The organism is Variovorax sp. FG153 (assembly GCF_057809595.1).
The window spans coordinates 13,953-32,195 of record NZ_JBMDKG010000014.1; the positions used below are offsets into that span (position 1 = coordinate 13,953).

The window sequence follows — 18,243 nt, forward strand, 5'->3', positions numbered from 1 at the left end:
GTTTTATTTGTCGGTATCGACCAGGCCCTTGACGAACCACTTCTGCATCAGCACCACCACCACCGCGGGCGGCAGCATGGCCAGCACGGCCGTGGCCATCACCACGTTCCAGTCCACCGGCGACTCGCCGTTGCCGATCATGGCCTTGATGCCGACGACGATCGGGTACATGTCCTCGCTGGTGGCGGCGATCAGCGGCCACAGGTACTGGTTCCAGCCGTAGATGAACTGGATCACGAACAGCGCCGCGATGCTGGTCTTCGACAGCGGCAGCAGGATGTCCTTGAAGAAGCGCATCGGCCCGGCGCCGTCGACGCGCGCGGCCTCGACCAGCTCGTCGGGCACCGTCAGGAAGAACTGCCGGAACAGGAAGGTGGCGGTCGCCGACGCGATCAACGGTATCGAGAGGCCGGCGAAGCTGTTGATCATGCCGAGGCTGGCCACGACCTGGTAGGTCGGGCCGATGCGCACCTCGACCGGCAGCATCAGCGTGATGAAGATCAGCCAGAAGCACAGGCCGCGCAGCGGAAAGCGGAAATACACCACCGCGAAGGCCGACAGCAGCGAGATGCTGATCTTGCCGAAGGTGATGACGAGCGTGATGACCGTGCTCACCCAGATCATCCGCGCCACCGACACGTTGGCGCTGGTGCGCCCGCCGCCGGTCAGCGCCGCCTTGTAGGTTTCCCAGAAGTTGCTGCCGGGCAGGATCGGCATCGGCGCCTGCATGATCTCCTGCGGCGTGTGGGTCGAGGCGATGAAGGCCAGGTAGATCGGGAACATCACCAGCAGCACTCCGATGATCATGATCACGTGCGCGAGGATGCCCAGGGAGGGGCGGCGCTCAACCATGGCGGGCCTCCGTGGCGTTGGCCGCGCGGCGCGCGGGGAAGAGGGAATGCATGGGGGCGGTCATCAGTACTGGACCTTCTTCTCGACGTAGCGGAACTGCACCACCGTCAGCGCGATGACGATCACCATCAGCACCACCGACTGGGCCGCGGCGCCGCCGAAGTCCATGCCGCGGAAGCCGTCGAAGTACACGCGGTAGACCAGCGTGGCGGTGTCCTTGCCGGGGCCGCCCTGGGTGGTGGCGTCGATGATCGCGAAGGTGTCGAAGAAGGCGTACACCATGTTGATCACCAGCAGGAAGAAGGTGGTGGGCGTCAGCAGCGGGAACTGGATGGTCCAGAAGCGGCGCATCGGGCGCGCGCCGTCCATGGCGGCGGCCTCGATCAGCGACTTCGGGATCGACTGCAGGCCCGCGAGGAAGAACAGGAAGTTGTAGGAGATCTGCTTCCACACCGAGGCCATCACGACCAGCGCCATGGCGTGGTCGCCGTTGAGCAGGTGGTTCCAGTTGAACCCGATCTTCTTGAGCCAGTAGGCCACGATGCCGATCGAGGAGGAAAACATGAACGACCACAGCAGGCCGGTCACGACGGGGGCGACCGCGTACGGCAGGATCAGCACGCTGCGATAGAAGCGCGTGCCGCGCACCACGCGGTCGGCGAACACCGCCAGCACCAGGGCGATGCTCAGGCCCAGGACCGTCACCAGCACCGAGAAGACGATGGTCGTGTGGAACGAGGCCATGTAGGTGCTGTCGTTCCACAGCGCCTCGAAGTTGTCCAGCCCCACCCAGGTGATCGAGTTGCCGAAGGCGTCCTGCTGCTGCAGCGACTGCACCAGCGCCTGGCCGGCGGGCCAGAAGAAGAAGACGCCGACGACGATCAGCTGCGGCGCCAGCAATGCCCAGGGCAGCCAGTTCGAACGAAAGATGACGCGTTTTTCCATGGGGCAGGGCGTTCAGGTCACGGACACACTAAATAAGCAAACAGCCAGGACTGCACGGGTCAGCCTGGCTTGTTGCGGGTCAAACGAACCGAAACGAACATTCGTTCGCGCCGATCCGGGTGCGGAGCTTACTTGTTTGCGGCCTGGAATTTCACCAAAAGTTCGTTTCCGCGCTTCACGGCGCTGTCCAGCGCTTCCTTCGGGGTCTTCTTGCCGGTCCAGATCAGCTCGGTTTCCTCGTCCTCGATGGCGCGGATCTGGGGCAGGTTGCCCAGGCGCACGCCACGCGACTTGTCGGTGGTCTTCTTGATCATCTGGTTCACCGCGACGTCGGTGCCCGGGTTTTCCTTGTAGAAGCCGGCCTTCTCGGTCAGCTCGTAGGCGGCCGTGGTGATCGGCAGGTAGCCGGTGCGCATGTGGCTTTCCGACTGCACCTTGGGGCTCGACAGGAAGCTGAAGAACGCGGCCACGCCCTTGTAGTTGGCGGCCGGCTTGCCCGACATCACCCACAGGCTGGCGCCACCGACGATCGTGTTCTGCGGCGCGCCCTGCACGTCCGGGTAGTAGGGCAGCGCCGATTCGGCGAACTTGAACTTGGCGTCGCGCTTCACGCTGGCATAGCTGCCCGACGAGCCGATGAACATCGCGCATTCACCCGAGGTGAACGAGGTGATCGGCTTGCTGGCGCGGCCCTTGTAGACGAACAGGCCCTGCTTGGACATGTTCGACAGGTTCTCGAAGTGGCGCACGTGCAGCGGCGAGTTGAATTCCAGGCGGGCGTCGAGGCCGCCGAAGCCGTTGTTCTTCGAGGCGTACGAGGTGTTGTGCCAGGCCGAGAAGCTCTCGAGCTGGGCCCAGCTCATCCACGAGGTGGTGAACGGGCACTGGCTGCCGCTGGCCTTGAGCTTGGCGGCCGCCGAGACCACTTCGGGCCAGGTGGCGGGGGCCTTCTCGGGGTCGAGGCCGGCGTTCTTGAAGGCGTCCTTGTTGTAATAGAACACCGTCGTCGAGCTGTTGAACGGGAACGACAGCATCTGGCCGTTGGGGGCGGTGTAGTAGCCGGCCACCGCGGGGATGTAGGCCTTGGGGTCGAACTTCTGGCCGCCTTCCTTCATGACGTCGGCCACGGGCTTGATCGCGCCCTTGGAATACATCATGGTGGCGGTGCCCACTTCGAACACCTGCAGGATGTCGGGCGCGTTGCCCGAGCGGTAGGCCGCGATGCCGGCCGCCATCGACTGGTCGTATTCGCCCTTGTAGGTGGGCACGACCTTGTAGTCCTTCTGGCTCTCGTTGAACTGCTTGGCGAGGTCGTTGACCCAGTCGTTGAGGGCGCCGTCCATCGAGTGCCACCACTGGATCTCGGTCTGGGCCTGGGCAAGGGCTGGCACGGCCAGAGCGGCAGCCAGCGTAGAGGCGATGGCGAGCGTCTTGAAGCGCATTAAGACTCCTGTAGGGAAAAGTAAGTAAAACCGGCGATGTTAGGTTACATACGTGACGGTTCTGCGGCTTTGTCGCACGGAGTGCACACGTCGAGAAACCCGGGTAAACCCCCTTGGACGACAGGGCGCTCGCGCGCCGGGCCCCTGCTTGCTGCGCTGCACCATGCTAGCATCGCCCTCCCTTTTTCGGCCTAGCCTGTTGCCATGGCCGGGGCTACCGCGAGCAGCAGCATGAGCAGCAAGACCTCCCTCGACAAAAGCAAGATCAAGTTTCTTCTGCTCGAGGGTATCCACCCCTCGGCCGTGGAGGTGCTCCATGCGGCGGGCTACACCAACGTCGAGTCGCTGCCGGGCGCGCTGCCCGACGAGCAGCTCAAGGCCAAGATCGCCGACGTGCACTTCCTCGGCATCCGCTCGCGCACCCAGCTGACGGCCGAGGTGTTCGCGGCCGCCCACAAGCTGGTGGCCGCCGGCTGCTTCTGCATCGGCACCAACCAGGTCGACCTCGAGGCCGCGCGCGAGCACGGCGTGGCGATCTTCAACGCGCCTTACTCCAACACCCGCTCGGTGGCCGAGCTGGTGCTGGCCGAGGCGATCCTGCTCTTGCGCGGCGTGCCCGAGAAGAGCGCGGTGGCGCACCGCGGCGGCTGGCTCAAGTCGGCCGAGAACGCCTTCGAGATCCGCGGCAAGACGCTGGGCATCGTGGGCTACGGCTCGATCGGCGCGCAGCTGTCGGTGCTGGCCGAGGCGCTGGGCATGCACGTGGCCTTCTACGACGTGGTCACCAAGCTGCCGCTGGGCAATGCGCGCCAGGTGCGCGACCTGCACCAGCTGCTGGCGCAGAGCGACATCGTGACCCTGCACGTGCCCGAGACGCAGGCCACGCAATGGATGATCGGCGCGGCCGAGATCGCGGCCATGAAGGCCGGCTCGATCCTCATCAACGCCTCGCGCGGCACCGTGGTCGAGATCGACGCGCTGGCCGACGCGCTGAAGGAGAAGAAGCTGCTGGGCGCCGCCATCGACGTGTTCCCGGTCGAGCCGCGCAGCAACAAGGACGAGTTCCAGTCGCCGCTGCGCGGACTCGACAACGTGATCCTCACGCCCCACATCGGCGGCTCGACGATGGAGGCGCAGGCCAACATCGGCCTCGAGGTGGCCGAGAAGCTGGTCAAGTACAGCGACAACGGCACCTCGACCTCGTCGGTCAACTTCCCCGAGGTGGCGCTGCCCGCGCATCCGGGCAAGCACCGTCTGCTGCACGTGCACCGCAACGTGCCGGGCGTGCTGTCGGAGATCAACAAGATCTTCTCGGACAACAACATCAACATCTCCTCGCAGTTCCTGCAGACCAACGAGAAGATCGGCTACGTGGTGATGGACATCGACGCCGCCTCCTCGGACCTCGCGCTCGAGAAGCTCGCGAAGGTGCAGGGCACGATCCGCAGCCGCGTGCTGTTCTGATGTTCTGACTTTCTCCCTCCCCCGGCGGGGGAGGGCGCAATACCGGGCGCCAAGGCAGGGAGCGGTCCCCTGACCTAAAATCCCCACCCCGGCTATGGACGCGTGGCGCCCGGCCGAGGCCCCACCCCGATGAATGCTCCGACCGCGTTGAACGCGCTGCTGTCGCAGGCCGCAGAGCCCGCACGACTGCGTGAGATCCCCTACAACTACACCAGCTTCTCCGATCGCGAGATCGTGATCCGCCTGCTGGGCGAGCGCGCCTGGGAATTGCTCCAGACGCTGCGCGCCGAGCGCCGCACCGGCCGATCGGCGCGCATGCTCTACGAGGTGCTCGGCGACATCTGGGTCGTGCAGCGCAACCCCTACCTGATCGACGACCTGCTCGACAACCCGCGTCGCCGCGGCCTGCTGGTCGATGCGCTGCGGCATCGCCTGGCCGAGGTGCAGAAGCGCCGCACGCCCGACAGCGACCTGCCGCGCGACCAGCTCGTGGGCGAGCTCACGGCCCGCGTCGGCGAGGCCGTGCAGGCCTTCGACACCCTGTTCCGCGACGTCGCCGCGCTGCGCCGCAAGGCCACGCGCGTGCTGGGCCGGCTCACGGCCAAGGACAACATCAAGTTCGACGGCCTCTCGCGCGTGGCCCACGTCACCGATGCCACCGACTGGCGCGTGGAGTACCCCTTCGTCGTGCTGTGCCCCGACACCGAGGCCGAGATGGCGCTGCTGGTCAAGGGCTGCATCGAGCTGGGCCTGACCATCATTCCGCGCGGCGGCGGCACCGGCTACACCGGCGGCGCGATCCCGCTGACCTGGAACAGCGTGGTCATCAACACCGAGAAGCTCGAGGCCATGACCGAGGTCGAGCTGGTCGCGCTGCCGGGCCTCGAAGCGCCCGTGCCCACCATCTGGACCGAGGCCGGCGTGGTCACGCAGCGCGTGGCCGACGCGGCCGAGCGCTCGGGCTACGTGTTCGCGGTCGACCCGACCTCGGCCGAGGCCTCGTGCGTCGGCGGCAACGTCGCGATGAACGCCGGCGGCAAGAAGGCCGTGCTGTGGGGCACCGCGCTCGACAACCTGGCCTCGTGGCGCATGGTGACGCCGCAGGCCGAATGGCTCGAGGTCACGCGCATCGGCCACAACCTCGGCAAGATCCACGACGCCGAGAGTGCGCTGTTCGAGCTCCAGTACTTCGCGGCCGACGGCAAGACGCCGCTGCGCACCGAGCGCCTGGACATCCCGGGCCGCACCTTCCGCAAGGAGGGCCTCGGCAAGGACGTGACCGACAAGTTCCTCTCGGGCCTGCCGGGCATCCAGAAGGAAGGCTGCGACGGCCTGATCACGAGCTGCCGCTGGGTGGTGCACCGCATGCCGGCGCACACGCGCACCGTCTGCCTCGAGTTCTTCGGCAACGCCAAGGACGCGGTGCCCAGCATCGTCGAGATCAAGGACTTCATGTTCGCCGAGCAGAAGCGCTCGGGCGTGCTGCTGGCCGGCCTCGAGCACCTCGACGACCGCTATCTGAAGGCCGTGGGCTACGCCACCAAGTCGAAGAAGCACGGCGGCCTGCCGAAGATGGTGCTGTTCGGCGACATCGCGGGCGACGACGCCGACGCGGTGGCGCGCGTGACCTCCGAGGTGGTGCGCATCGCCAACTCGCGCAGCGGCGAGGGCTTCGTCGCCATCAGCCCCGAGGCGCGCAAGAAGTTCTGGCTCGACCGCAAGCGCACCGCCGCGATCAGCCGCCACACCAACGCCTTCAAGATCAACGAGGACGTGGTGATCCCGCTGCCGCGCATGGCCGAGTACAGCGACGGCATCGAGCGCATCAACATCGAGCTCTCGCTGCGCAACAAGCTCGCGCTGGTCGACGAGCTCGAGAAGTTCTTCGTGCACGGCAACCTGCCGCTGGGCAAGACCGACGATGCCAACGAGATCCCCTCGGCCGAGCTGCTCGAGGACCGCGTGGCGCAGGCCGTGGCGCTGCTGCAGGAGGTGCGCGCGCTGTGGGCCGGCTGGCTCGACGAGGTCGATGCGCTGTTCCCGCAGCTGCAGGACCATTCGCTGCGCGCGAGCTGGAAGACCCAGCTGCGCCAGCCGCTGTCTGCCATCTTCGCGGGCGCCGCCTTCGCGCCGATCCTGGCCGAGTGCACGGCGATCCACAAGCGCGTGCTCAAGGGACGCGTGTGGGTCGCGCTGCACATGCACGCGGGCGACGGCAACGTGCACACCAACATCCCGGTCAACAGCGACAACTACGAGATGCTGCAGACCGCGCACGAAGCGGTCGCGCGCATCATGAAGCTGGCGCGCCGGCTCGACGGCGTGATCTCGGGCGAGCACGGCATCGGCATCACCAAGCTCGAGTTCCTGTCGGACGACGAGCTGCGTCCCTTCGCCGAGTACAAGCAGCGCGTCGACCCCGAGGGCCGCTTCAACAAGGGCAAGCTGCTGCGCGAGCCGGGTGCCGGCGCGCAGTCGCTGCATGCCGACCTGACCAATGCCTACACGCCGAGCTTCGGCCTGATGGGGCACGAGTCGATCATCATGCAGCAGAGCGACATCGGCGCCATCGCCGACAGCGTCAAGGACTGCCTGCGCTGCGGCAAGTGCAAGCCGGTGTGCGCCACCCACGTGCCGCGCGCCAACCTGCTCTACAGCCCGCGCAACAAGATCCTCGCGACTTCGCTCCTGGTCGAGGCCTTCCTCTACGAGGAACAGACCCGGCGCGGCGTGAGCATCAAGCACTGGGAGGAGTTCGAGGACGTGGCCGACCACTGCACGGTGTGCCACAAGTGCCTCACGCCCTGCCCGGTGAAGATCGACTTCGGCGACGTGTCGATGAACATGCGCAACCTGCTGCGCAAAATGGGGCAAAAGAGCTTCCGTCCCGGCAACGCGGCCGCGATGTTCTTCCTCAACGCGACCAATCCGCAGACCATCAAGACGGTGCGCGCGGGCATGGTGGGCATCGGCTTCAAGGCGCAGCGCATGGCCAACGACCTGCTGCGCGGCCTCGCGAAGAAGCAGACGGCGGCGCCGCCGGCCTCGCTCGGGCCGGCGCCGGTCAAGGAGCAGGTGATCCACTTCATCAACAAGAAGATGCCGGGCAACCTGCCGAAGAAGACGGCGCGCGCGCTGCTCGACATCGAGGACGCGGACTACGTGCCGATCATCCGCAACCCCAGGGCCACGACCTCGGAGACCGAGGCGGTGTTCTATTTCCCGGGCTGCGGCTCGGAGCGGCTGTTCTCGCAGGTCGGGCTCGCGACGCAGGCCATGCTCTGGCACGCGGGCGTGCAGACGGTGCTGCCGCCGGGCTACCTGTGCTGCGGCTATCCGCAGCGCGGCAGCGGCCAGTTCGACAAGGCCGAGAAGATGATCACCGACAACCGCGTGCTGTTCCACCGGGTGGCGAACACGCTCAACTACCTCGACATCAAGACGGTGGTGGTGAGTTGCGGCACCTGCTACGACCAGCTGCAGGGCTACCAGTTCGACAAGATCTTCCCGGGGTGCCGGATCATCGACATTCACGAGTACCTGCTCGAGAAGGGCATCACGCTGGGCGATGCCGGCGGTGCCGGCTACCTCTACCACGACCCCTGCCACACGCCGATGAAGCAGCAGGACCCGATGAAGACGGTGAAGGCGCTGGTCGGCGATAACGTGCTCAAGAACGACCGCTGCTGCGGCGAATCGGGCACGCTGGGCGTGTCGCGGCCCGACATCTCGACGCAGATCCGCTTCCGCAAGGAAGAGGAGCTGAAGAAGGGCGAGGCCGCGCTGCGCGACGGCGGCAAGATCGGCGCCGGCGAGAACGTGAAGATCCTCACCAGCTGCCCGAGCTGCCTGCAGGGCCTGTCGCGCTACGGCAGCGACCTGAACAACGGCCTGCTCGAGGCCGACTACATCGTGGTCGAGATGGCCAACAAGATCCTCGGCGCCGACTGGATGCCGGAGTACGTGGCGGCCGCGAACCAGGGTGGCATCGAACGGGTGCTGGTGTGAGCGCGGCGCCGGGCTGCGTGCTGTGCGAGGGGCCCGGCGGGCGCCTCGTGTTCGAGGGCGCGAAGCTGCGCGTGATCCATGCGCAGGAGGCGGGCTTCCCGGCCTTCTACCGCGTCGTGTGGGCCGCGCATGCGCCCGAGTTCTCCGACCTCGACGCGGCCGACCGCGTGCGGTGCATGGAGGCCGTGACGGTGGTCGAGCAGTGCCTGCGCGAGCACCTGCGGCCGGCGAAGATCAACCTGGCCGCGCTCGGCAACATGGTGGCGCACCTGCATTGGCACGTGATCGCGCGCTTCGCGGACGACAGCCATTTCCCGGGCTCGGTGTGGGCGAGCGCGCAGCGCGAACGCGATGCTGTGCGCGAAGCGCAGGTCGCGGCGCGCCTGCCGGCCGCGGAGGCTGCGATGATCGAGCGCCTCGGCCGCATGGGTGGCCAGGGCATCTGAGGAGTTCGCGATGGCAGGCTTGAAACAGGGCGCACCGACGCCGCAATCGATCACCGTTCACGGCCGCTCGCGCGTGCTCGAGGTGGGCTTCTCCGATGGCGCCACCTTCCGCATTCCGTTCGAGCTGATGCGCATCCATTCGCCCTCGGCCGAGGTGCAGGGCCATGGCCCGGGCCAGGAGACGCTGCAGACCGGCAAGCGCGAGGTCGAGCTGGTCGCGCTCGAGCCGGTGGGCAACTACGCGGTGCAGCCCACCTTCAGCGACGGGCACGACACCGGCATCTACTCGTGGGATCTGCTCTACCAACTGGGTTCGCAGGAGGCCGAACTCTGGGCCGCCTACGAGCGGAAGCTGGCCGAAGCGGGCGTCGATCGCGATGCACCGATGGCCGCGAAGGGCGGCCACGCCTGCGGCAGCCATTGACCGGCGTTTGCTATTGAAAGCATAGCTTCGTCGGTAGACGTGACGGGCGTTACAAGACCTCTGCGTTTGCAGAAAAAGCAACAAATGACCGCCGGTACAGCGGGGTCGTCGTCTTGATGCGAGGACGAACGGCCTAACATCGGTCGCATGACCACCACCCATTTCGGCTTCGAGAAAGTCGACGAGAGCGAGAAGGCCGGCCGCGTGCGCGGCGTGTTCGACTCGGTCGCCACGCGCTACGACCTGATGAACGACCTCATGTCCATGGGGCTTCACCGCGCATGGAAGGCCTACACCGTCATGGTCGCGAACGTCGGCGAAGGCTCGCGCGTGCTCGACATCGCCGGCGGCACCGGCGACCTCGCACTGGCCTTCGCGAAGAAGGTCGGCGCCAGCGGCCAGGTGGTCCACACCGACATCAACGAGGCCATGCTGCGCACCGGCCGCGACCGCCTGCTCGACGCCGGCGTGGTGCTGCCCACCACGGTCTGCGACGCCGAGAAGCTGCCCTTCCCCGACGATCACTTCGACGTCGTCACCGTCGCCTTCGGCCTGCGCAACATGACGCACAAGGACGTCGCGCTCAAGGAGATGAACCGCGTGCTCAAGCCGCGCGGCAAGCTGCTGGTGCTCGAGTTCTCGAAGGTCGCGAAGCCGCTCGAGAAGGTCTACGACTGGTACTCCTTCAACGTGCTGCCGCGCCTGGGCAAGGTGGTGGCGGGCGACGACGCGAGCTACCGCTACCTGGCCGAATCGATCCGCATGCATCCGGGCCAGGACGAGCTCAAGTCCCTCATGAAAGAGGGCGGTTTCGGGCATGTGGACTATCACAACATGACGGGTGGCGTGGTCGCCCTCCATGTTGGAATCAAGTGTTGATCAGACGAGATTTCGTTCGAGAGGAGACGTTATGAAGAGTTTGGGTACTTTGCTTCTGGCCGGCGCACTGGCGCTCGTCAGCATCCAGGCCGACGCCGCACGCATGGGCGGTGGCAAGTCGGTCGGCCGCCAATCCTCGAACGTGACGCAACGCCAGGCCACGCCGCCGGCCGCGCCCGCGCAACAGAACGCCGCCAACGCGGCGCCGAGGCCCGGCACGCCGGCGCCCGCCGCCGCGGCTCCGAAGCGTCCGTGGGGCGCCATGCTCGGCGGCCTGGCCGCGGGCCTGGGCCTCGCCTGGCTCGCGAACTCGCTGGGTCTGGGCGCGGGCTTCGCCAACATCCTGCTGATCGGCCTGCTGGTGCTGGCCGCGGTGTTCGTGTGGCGCATGATCAAGTCGCGCTCGCAGCCCGCCGGTGCACGCCAGGGCGGCTTCGCCTTCCAGGGCGCGGGCGGTCCGGGCAACCCGGCGGCGCCTGCGCAGTACAGCCCGAACAACGTCGGCAACGATGCCTCGGCCCGTCCGTGGGAGCGCAACACGACGAACTTCGATGCCACGCCCGCCGCGACCTCGCACGGCAGCAGCCTCTCGTCCGCGGGTGCCGCGGCCGGTGGCGGCAGCATGATCGGCTCGGCCCTCGCGGGTTCGCAGAGCTGGGGCATTCCGGCCGGCTTCGACGTCGACGGTTTCCTGGCCGCGGCCAAGCGCAACTTCGTGACGCTGCAGGACGCCTGGGACCGTGCCGACATCACCATGCTGCGTTCGATGATGACCGACGAGATGATCGCGGAGATCCGCAGCCAGCTCGCCGACCGCGCCAGCCACACCGGTGGCGCGTCGAACAAGACCGAGGTCGTGATGCTCGACGCCAAGCTGCTCGGCATCGAGGAACTGGCCGATGCCTACATGGCCAGCGTGGAGTTCTCCGGCATGATCCGCGAAGACGCCTCGGCGGGCCCGGGCCCGTTCCGCGAAGTCTGGAACATGACGCGCCCGACCACCGGCGGCAACGGCTGGCTCGTGGCCGGCGTGCAAGCCCTGCAATAAGCAGCGGCTTCGAGGGCGGCCCGGCCGCCTGCAGAAAGGATAATGGGGACCATGGCCACACCATCGTCCCCTTTTTCTTTGCTCGGCGATCTGTTCAATCGTGTCGGCGAGCGCCTGCAGCCGCCGCCCTGGGCCGTGCACGAGATCCAGCACCGCGCCGTGCTGTTCCTCAACCACGTGCTGCAGCAGGAGCCCGAGGCCCAGCAGCGGCTGGTGCGCCAGCAGGGCCGCGTGGTGCGCTTCCAGTGGCGCTTCGTCACGATGGAACTGGTGGCCACGCCCGCCGGCCTGCTCGACCTGGCACCGCCGGGCTCGGTGCCAGAGCTCACGCTGTCTGTCACCGATGACAACCCCTTCGAGATCGCGCGCGCCACGCTGCGCGGCGACAAGCCCTCGGTGCAGATCGTGGGCGACGTGCAGCTCGCGGCCGAGGTCAACTGGCTGGTCGACCATGTGCGCTGGGACGTCGAGGACGACCTCGCGCGCGTGATCGGCGACGTGCCCGCGCATGCCATCGGCAATGCGGTGCGGCGCGTGGTGGGCGCGTTGCGCCAGTTCGTGGGCAACCGCGCGGCGGCCGGCAGATCCGGTATCGGTTCGGCGGGCACCGCCGAATGAGCCGCTTCTATCGCAGCCTCTTCATCGTCTGGGTCGCGCTGCGCTACGGCCTCGACGAGCTCGTGCTCACGAGCTTCCAGAAGCCCTGGCTGCGCGTGGTCGCGCGCATCGTCTCCTTCGGCCGCCGGCTCGATGCACCGCGCGGCCAGCGGCTGCGCGAGGCGCTCGAGCGGCTGGGCCCGATCTTCGTCAAGTTCGGCCAGGTGCTCTCCACGCGGCGCGACCTGCTGCCGCCCGACATCGCCGACGAACTGACCTTCCTGCAGGACCGCGTGCCGCCGTTCCCCTCGGCGGTGGCGGTGGCGACCATCGAGCGCGCGTTCCGCCGGCCCGTCGGCGACGTGTTCGTGCAGTTCGACGAAACGCCGATCGCGAGCGCCTCGATCGCGCAGGTGCACTTCGCGACCATCCGCACCGGCGACGGCCAGCTGCGCGAGGTGGCGGTCAAGGTGCTGCGCCCCAACATGCGCGGCGTGATCGAGAAGGACCTGGGCCTGATGGCCATGATGGCCGGCTGGGTCGAGAAGCTCTCGCCCGACGGCAAGCGGCTCAAGCCGCGCGAGGTGGTGGCCGAGTTCGACAAGTACCTGCACGACGAGCTCGACCTGGTGCGCGAGGCCGCCAATGCCGCGCAGCTGCGCCGCAACATGGCCTCGCTCGACCTGGTGCTGATCCCCGAGATGTTCTGGGACTTCTGCCATCCCGAGGTGATCGTGATGGAGCGCATGAAGGGCGTGCCGATCGCGCAGCTCGAACGGCTGCGCGCCGCGGGCGTCGACATCCCGAAGCTCGCGCGCGACGGCGTCACCATCTTCTTCACCCAGGTGTTCCGCGACGGCTTCTTCCATGCCGACATGCACCCGGGCAACATCCAGGTCAGCCTCGAGCCCGAGGCCTTCGGGCGCTACATCTCGCTGGACTTCGGGATCATCGGCACGCTCACCGAGTCCGACAAGGAGTACCTGGCGCAGAACTTCGTGGCCTTCTTCCGGCGCGACTACAAGCGCGTGGCCGAGCTGCACCTCGAGAGCGGCTGGGTGCCCGAGGGCACGCGCATCGACGAGCTCGAGGCCGCGATCCGCACCGTCTGCGAGCCCTACTTCGACCGGCCGCTCAAGGAGATCTCGCTCGGCATGGTCTTGATGCGCCTCTTCCAGACCTCGCGCCGCTTCCATGTCGAGATCCAGCCGCAGCTGGTGCTGCTGCAGAAGACGCTGCTCAACATCGAGGGGCTGGGCCGCCAGCTCGACCCCGAACTCGACCTCTGGCACACGGCCAAGCCCTTCCTCGAGAAGTGGATGGTCGACCAGATCGGCCCCAAGAAGCTGTTCCAGCAGCTCAAGGACGAGGCGCCGCGGTACGCCAAGCTGTTGCCGGAATTGCCGCGCCTGTTGCACGATTTCCTGGAGAATCGGCCGCCCGACCACCGGCGCGAGCTGCTGGAGCTGCTGGCCGCGCAGAAGCGCACCAACCGGTTGCTCCAGTCCATCCTCTACGGTGGCATAGGTTTTGTATTGGGTCTGCTGGCCATGCAGTTGCTGGTGCGCGTTCGGATTTTCTGAACCGCGCGGGGGCTGGCCGCCACGGCCTGAAAGAAAGGCGTGCTGCCTTGGAACGAGGAAAGAGGAGAACCTGACGTGCTGCTGACCCTGGTCATCGTCTATCTGTTGCTCACCATCGCCATCGGCCTGTATGCGGCCCGGCGCGTGAAGAACACCACCGACTTCGCGATCGCCGGGCGGCACCTGCCGCTCTTCATGATCGTCACGACCACCTTCGCGACCTGGTTCGGTTCCGAGACGGTGCTGGGCATCCCGGCCAAGTTCATCGAGGGCGGCCTCAACGGCGTGGTCGAGGACCCGTTCGGCGCCGGCACCTGCCTGATCCTCGTGGGCCTGTTCTTCGCGGGCAAGCTCTACCGCATGACCTTGCTGACCATCAGCGACTACTACCGCGAGCGCTACGGCCGCGGCGTGGAGGTGGCCTGCACGCTGATCATCATGCTGAGCTACCTGGGCTGGGTCTCGGCGCAGGTCACGGCGCTGGGCCTGGTGTTCAACGTGCTCTCGGGCGGCGCCATCGGGCTGTCGACCGGCATGGTGATCGGCGTGGTCTCGATCCTGGCCTACACGCTGTTCGGCGGCATGTGGTCGGTGGCGGTCACCGACTTCATCCAGATGATCATCCTGGTGGCCGGCCTGGCCATCATCGCGATGTTCGCGGGCAACATGGCCGGCGGCGCCGACAAGGTGGTCGCCTTCGCCGTCAGCAAGGACCTGTTCAAGTTCTGGCCCGAGCCCAACTGGCACGACATGGTCTTCTTCTTCGCGGCCGCCATCACCATGATGCTCGGCTCGATCCCGCAGCAGGACGTGTTCCAGCGCGTGATGTCGGCCAACAGCGTCAAGGCCGCCACCCGTGGCCCGGTGATCGGCGGCCTGGCGTACATCCTGTTCGCCTTCGTGCCGATGTTCCTCGTGGCCAGCGCGCTCCTGATCATGCCGGAGCAGACCGCCACGCTGCTCAAGGAGGATCCGCAGAAGGTGCTGCCCACGCTGGTGCTCGAGAAGATGCCGTTCGTGATGCAGGTGCTGTTCTTCGGCGCGCTGCTGTCGGCCATCAAGTCGACCGCCTCGGCCACCTTGCTGGCGCCCAGCGTCACCTTCACCGAGAACATCTGGCGCCAGTTCCGGCCCTCGGGCACCGACCGCGAAAACCTCATGACGATGCGCATCACGGTGCTGCTGTTCAGCGCCGCGGTGCTGGCCTACGCGATCCGCATGCAGGGCACGCCGATCTACGAACTGGTTTCGGGCGCCTATCAGGTGCCGCTGGTCGGGGCCTTCGTCCCGCTGGTGTTCGGCCTCTACTGGAAGCGCGCCACCACCCAGGGAGCGATCGCCGCGATCCTGTTCGGCATCGGCACCTGGCTGCTGTTCATGGCCATGCCCTGGGGCGCGGTGTTCCCGGCCCAGCTCGCGGGGGTGCTGGCCTCGTTCGCGGGCATGGTGCTCGGCTCGCTGGCGCCGCAGTGGGTGGTGAACACTCACACGCCGCACCGCCCGCTGGCGACCGAAACGGCCTGAATCCGGCCCGGGGCGCAATCCCCGGGGACGTCGGGCGGCCGGGGGGCGCCCCTATAATCGAGGGCTTTGCGAGCGGCCGCCTGGCCGCTTTCCCCACTCGATTTCCCATGCCCATCTACGCCTACAAGTGCAGCGCCTGCGGCTTCGCCAAGGATGCCCTGCAGAAGATGTCCGATCCGCCTCTGACGGTGTGTCCGGCATGCGGCGCGAGCGCGTTCGAAAAGCAGGTCACCGCGGCCGGGTTCCAGCTCAAGGGCTCGGGCTGGTACGTCACCGACTTCCGCGACGGCGGCGGCAAGAAGTCCGAAGCCGCCACCGCGCCGGTCGCCTCGGGCGATGGCGCCGCCAAGTCCGCCGATGCGCCCGCCGCCGCGCCCAGCCCGGCACCCGCGCCGGCTCCCGCCCCCGCGCCGGCCGCCAAGAGCGCCGACTGAGGCGCCGAACCGCCCGCCGCTGTCCCAGAAGAGAAACCTCCCGATGCTCGCCCTGCGCAAATGGTTGCTGTCCGGCCTGCTGGTGATCGTGCCGCTGGTCATCACGCTCGGCGTGCTGAACTGGATCATCGGCACGCTCGACCAGACGCTGTGGCTGCTGCCCGAGCAGTGGCAGGTCTGGCTCAGCGACCACCGGGTGCGCGGCCTGGGCGTGCTGCTCACGCTGGCGATCCTGCTGGTGGTGGGCGCCGCCGCGAGCAATTTCGTCGGCAAGCGCCTGCTCGGCTGGGGCGACGCCGTGGTGCGCCGCATCCCGGTGGTGCGCTCGATCTATTCGAGCGTCAAGCAGGTCTCCGACACGCTGTTCTCCGAGAACGGCAACGCCTTCCGCACCGCGGTGCTGGTGCAGTGGCCGCGCGAGGGCGTGTGGACCATCGCCTTCGTCACCGGCGCGCCCGGCAACGAGGTCGCGGAACACCTGGGCAACGAGGAGTTCCTCAGCGTCTACGTGCCCACCACGCCCAATCCCACGGGCGGCTACTTCGTGATGCTCAAGCGCAGCGACTGCATCGAGCTCCGGATGAGCGTGGACGAGGCGCTCAAGTACATCGTCTCGATGGGGGTGGTCGTTCCTGGCAGCCCCGCCAGCATCGCGACGACCAAACCGTCCAACCCATAAAAACGAACGCGCCGCAACGGCGCCGGAATCTAGCCATGGCCATGCGTACTCACTATTGCGGTCTCGTGACCGAAGCCCTGTTGGGCCAAACCGTCACCCTTTGCGGCTGGGTCAACCGTCGCCGCGACCACGGCGGCGTGATCTTCATCGACGTGCGCGACCGCGAAGGCTACGTGCAGGTGGTGTGCGACCCGGATCGCGCCTCGACCTTCGCCGTCGCCGAGAACCTGCGCAACGAGTTCTGCGTGCAGATCACGGGCCTCGTGCGCGCACGCCCCGAAGGCACCACCAACGACCAGCTCAAGAGCGGCAAGATCGAAGTGCTCGCGCACGAGCTCAAGGTGCTCAACCCCTCGGTCACGCCGCCGTTCCTGCTCGACGACGACAACCTGTCGGAAACCACGCGCCTCACGCACCGCGTGCTGGACCTGCGCCGCCCGGCGATGCAGCGCAACCTGATGCTGCGCTACAAGGTGACGATGGAAACGCGCAAGTTCCTCGACGCCAACGGCTTCATCGACATCGAGACCCCGATGCTCGGCAAGTCCACGCCCGAAGGCGCGCGCGACTATCTCGTGCCCAGCCGCGTGCACGACGGCAGCTTCTTCGCGCTGCCGCAGTCGCCGCAGCTGTTCAAGCAGCTGCTGATGGTGGCCGGCTACGACCGCTACTACCAGATCGTGAAGTGCTTCCGCGACGAGGACCTGCGCGCCGACCGCCAGCCCGAGTTCACGCAGATCGACATCGAGACCTCGTTCCTCGCCGAGGAAGAGATCCGCGAGATGTTCGAAGGCATGATCCGCAACGTGTTCCGCAACGCCGCGGGCATCGAGCTGCCGGTGTTCCCGACCATGACCTACGGCGAGGCGATGTTCAAGTACGGCTCGGACAAGCCCGACCTGCGCGTGAAGCTCGAATTCACCGAACTCACCGAGCTGATGAAGCGCGTGGAATTCAAGGTGTTCTCGAACGCCGCCACGATGAAGGGCGGCCGCGTGGTCGCGCTGCGCGTGCCGGGCGGCGGTGCCGAGGGCGGCCTGTCGCGCGGCGAGATCGACGCCTACCAGGAGTTCGTGAAGATCTACGGCGCCAAGGGCCTGGCCTACATCAAGATCAACGACGCGGCCGCGGGCCGCGAGGGCCTGCAGAGCCCGATCGTGAAGAACCTCGACGACAACGCGCTGGCCGAGATCATCGCCCGCACCGGCGCGCGCAACGGCGACATCCTGTTCTTCGGCGCCGACAAGGAGAAGGTGGTCAACGACGCCATCGGCGCGCTGCGCGTGAAGATCGGCCACAGCGCCTTCGGCAAGAAGAGCGGCCTGTTCGACGACCGCTGGGCACCGCTGTGGGTGGTGGACTTCCCGATGTTCGAGTTCGACGAGGAAGGCCAGCGCTGGAGCGCCGTGCACCACCCGTTCACCGCGCCGAAGGACGGCCATGAGGACCTCATGGACACCGCGCCCGAGAAGTGCATCGCCAAGGCCTACGACATGGTGCTCAACGGCATCGAGATGGGCGGCGGCTCGGTGCGTATCCACCGCGAGGAAGTGCAGAGCAAGGTGTTCCGCGCGCTGAAGATCAGCGCGGAGGACGCGCAGCTCAAGTTCGGCTTCCTGCTCGACGCGCTGCAGTACGGCGCGCCGCCGCACGGCGGCATCGCCATCGGCCTGGACCGCCTCGTCATGCTGATGACCGGCGCCGAGTCGATCCGCGACGTGATCGCCTTCCCGAAGACCCAGCGCGCGCAGGACCTGCTGACGCAGGCGCCGAGCCCGGTCGACGAGAAGCAGCTGCGCGAGCTGCACATCCGGCTGCGCAACGTGCAGCCGCAGCAGGCGGCCTGATCGGCGACAGGGGCACTCGATGAGTGCCCTTTTTTTCTTGTCAGCTTCCTTGCGAAGCCGGTGACACGAAG

At 67.2% G+C, this 18,243-nt stretch carries 15 protein-coding genes; 12 read left to right on the forward strand and 3 right to left on the reverse strand.

The genetic code is table 11. The annotated features are described in order from the left end of the window. Positions 1-3: 3 nt before the first annotated feature. The 3 genes from ugpE to ugpB form a co-directional block, all read right to left on the reverse strand. On the reverse strand, positions 4-852 hold the full coding sequence (gene ugpE / locus ACODT0_RS16850) for a sn-glycerol-3-phosphate ABC transporter permease UgpE (protein WP_057592066.1): 849 nt from the start codon (positions 850-852) through the stop codon (positions 4-6). Between the two features lie 63 nt (positions 853-915). Beyond that, the gene (ugpA, locus tag ACODT0_RS16855; RefSeq protein ID WP_057592065.1) at positions 916-1,797 is read right to left on the reverse strand and encodes a sn-glycerol-3-phosphate ABC transporter permease UgpA; all 882 of its coding nucleotides are present in this window, start codon (positions 1,795-1,797) and stop codon (positions 916-918) included. 128 nt (positions 1,798-1,925) lie between these two features. Beyond that, positions 1,926-3,239, reverse strand: coding sequence for a sn-glycerol-3-phosphate ABC transporter substrate-binding protein UgpB (ugpB, locus tag ACODT0_RS16860; protein ID WP_057592064.1), 1,314 nt, complete (start codon positions 3,237-3,239; stop codon positions 1,926-1,928). Between the two features lie 231 nt (positions 3,240-3,470). On the opposite strand from ugpB, the gene serA reads away from it, so the two are divergent. The 12 genes from serA to aspS all read left to right on the forward strand — a co-directional run bounded on the left by serA (position 3,471) and on the right by aspS (position 18,172). Beyond that, positions 3,471-4,703: a phosphoglycerate dehydrogenase gene (gene serA, locus ACODT0_RS16865; protein WP_261214002.1), complete on the forward strand. Its 1,233-nt coding sequence runs from the start codon at positions 3,471-3,473 to the stop codon at positions 4,701-4,703. A gap of 129 nt (positions 4,704-4,832) precedes the next feature. Then, positions 4,833-8,711, forward strand: a complete 3,879-nt coding sequence (locus ACODT0_RS16870) for a DUF3683 domain-containing protein (protein ID WP_489041769.1) — start codon at positions 4,833-4,835, stop codon at positions 8,709-8,711. Then, positions 8,708-9,157: an HIT family protein gene (locus tag ACODT0_RS16875; RefSeq protein WP_489041770.1), complete on the forward strand. Its 450-nt coding sequence runs from the start codon at positions 8,708-8,710 to the stop codon at positions 9,155-9,157. Before ACODT0_RS16870 ends, ACODT0_RS16875 begins: the two co-directional genes overlap by 4 nt. 10 nt (positions 9,158-9,167) lie before the next feature. Then, complete coding sequence (locus ACODT0_RS16880) at positions 9,168-9,581, forward strand: gamma-butyrobetaine hydroxylase family protein (protein WP_479670722.1); 414 nt, start codon at positions 9,168-9,170, stop codon at positions 9,579-9,581. A gap of 147 nt (positions 9,582-9,728) precedes the next feature. Further along, on the forward strand, positions 9,729-10,460 hold the full coding sequence (gene ubiE / locus ACODT0_RS16885; RefSeq protein ID WP_057592061.1) for a bifunctional demethylmenaquinone methyltransferase/2-methoxy-6-polyprenyl-1,4-benzoquinol methylase UbiE: 732 nt from the start codon (positions 9,729-9,731) through the stop codon (positions 10,458-10,460). Between the two features lie 31 nt (positions 10,461-10,491). Beyond that, on the forward strand, positions 10,492-11,508 hold the full coding sequence (locus tag ACODT0_RS16890; RefSeq protein ID WP_261213994.1) for a Tim44 domain-containing protein: 1,017 nt from the start codon (positions 10,492-10,494) through the stop codon (positions 11,506-11,508). Positions 11,509-11,559: 51 nt separating this feature from the next. Beyond that, positions 11,560-12,126 carry a hypothetical protein gene (locus ACODT0_RS16895; protein ID WP_057592116.1) on the forward strand — a complete coding sequence of 189 codons (567 nt, stop codon included), beginning with the start codon at positions 11,560-11,562 and terminating at the stop codon, positions 12,124-12,126. Then, a complete protein-coding gene (ubiB, locus tag ACODT0_RS16900; RefSeq protein ID WP_057592059.1) occupies positions 12,123-13,688 on the forward strand; it encodes a ubiquinone biosynthesis regulatory protein kinase UbiB in 1,566 nt (521 codons plus the stop codon). The genes ACODT0_RS16895 and ubiB overlap by 4 nt, the downstream gene beginning before the upstream one ends. A gap of 75 nt (positions 13,689-13,763) precedes the next feature. Next, a complete protein-coding gene (locus tag ACODT0_RS16905) occupies positions 13,764-15,212 on the forward strand; it encodes a high affinity choline transporter 1 (RefSeq protein WP_261213993.1) in 1,449 nt (482 codons plus the stop codon). Positions 15,213-15,319: 107 nt separating this feature from the next. Further along, positions 15,320-15,646 carry an FmdB family zinc ribbon protein gene (locus tag ACODT0_RS16910; RefSeq protein ID WP_057592057.1) on the forward strand — a complete coding sequence of 109 codons (327 nt, stop codon included), beginning with the start codon at positions 15,320-15,322 and terminating at the stop codon, positions 15,644-15,646. Between the two features lie 43 nt (positions 15,647-15,689). Continuing rightward, a complete protein-coding gene (locus tag ACODT0_RS16915) occupies positions 15,690-16,325 on the forward strand; it encodes a DUF502 domain-containing protein (protein ID WP_057592056.1) in 636 nt (211 codons plus the stop codon). Positions 16,326-16,360: 35 nt separating this feature from the next. Next, positions 16,361-18,172 (forward strand): aspartate--tRNA ligase, encoded by a 1,812-nt coding sequence (aspS, locus tag ACODT0_RS16920; RefSeq protein WP_093340982.1) that lies wholly within the window; start codon positions 16,361-16,363, stop codon positions 18,170-18,172. Positions 18,173-18,243 lie beyond the last annotated feature (71 nt).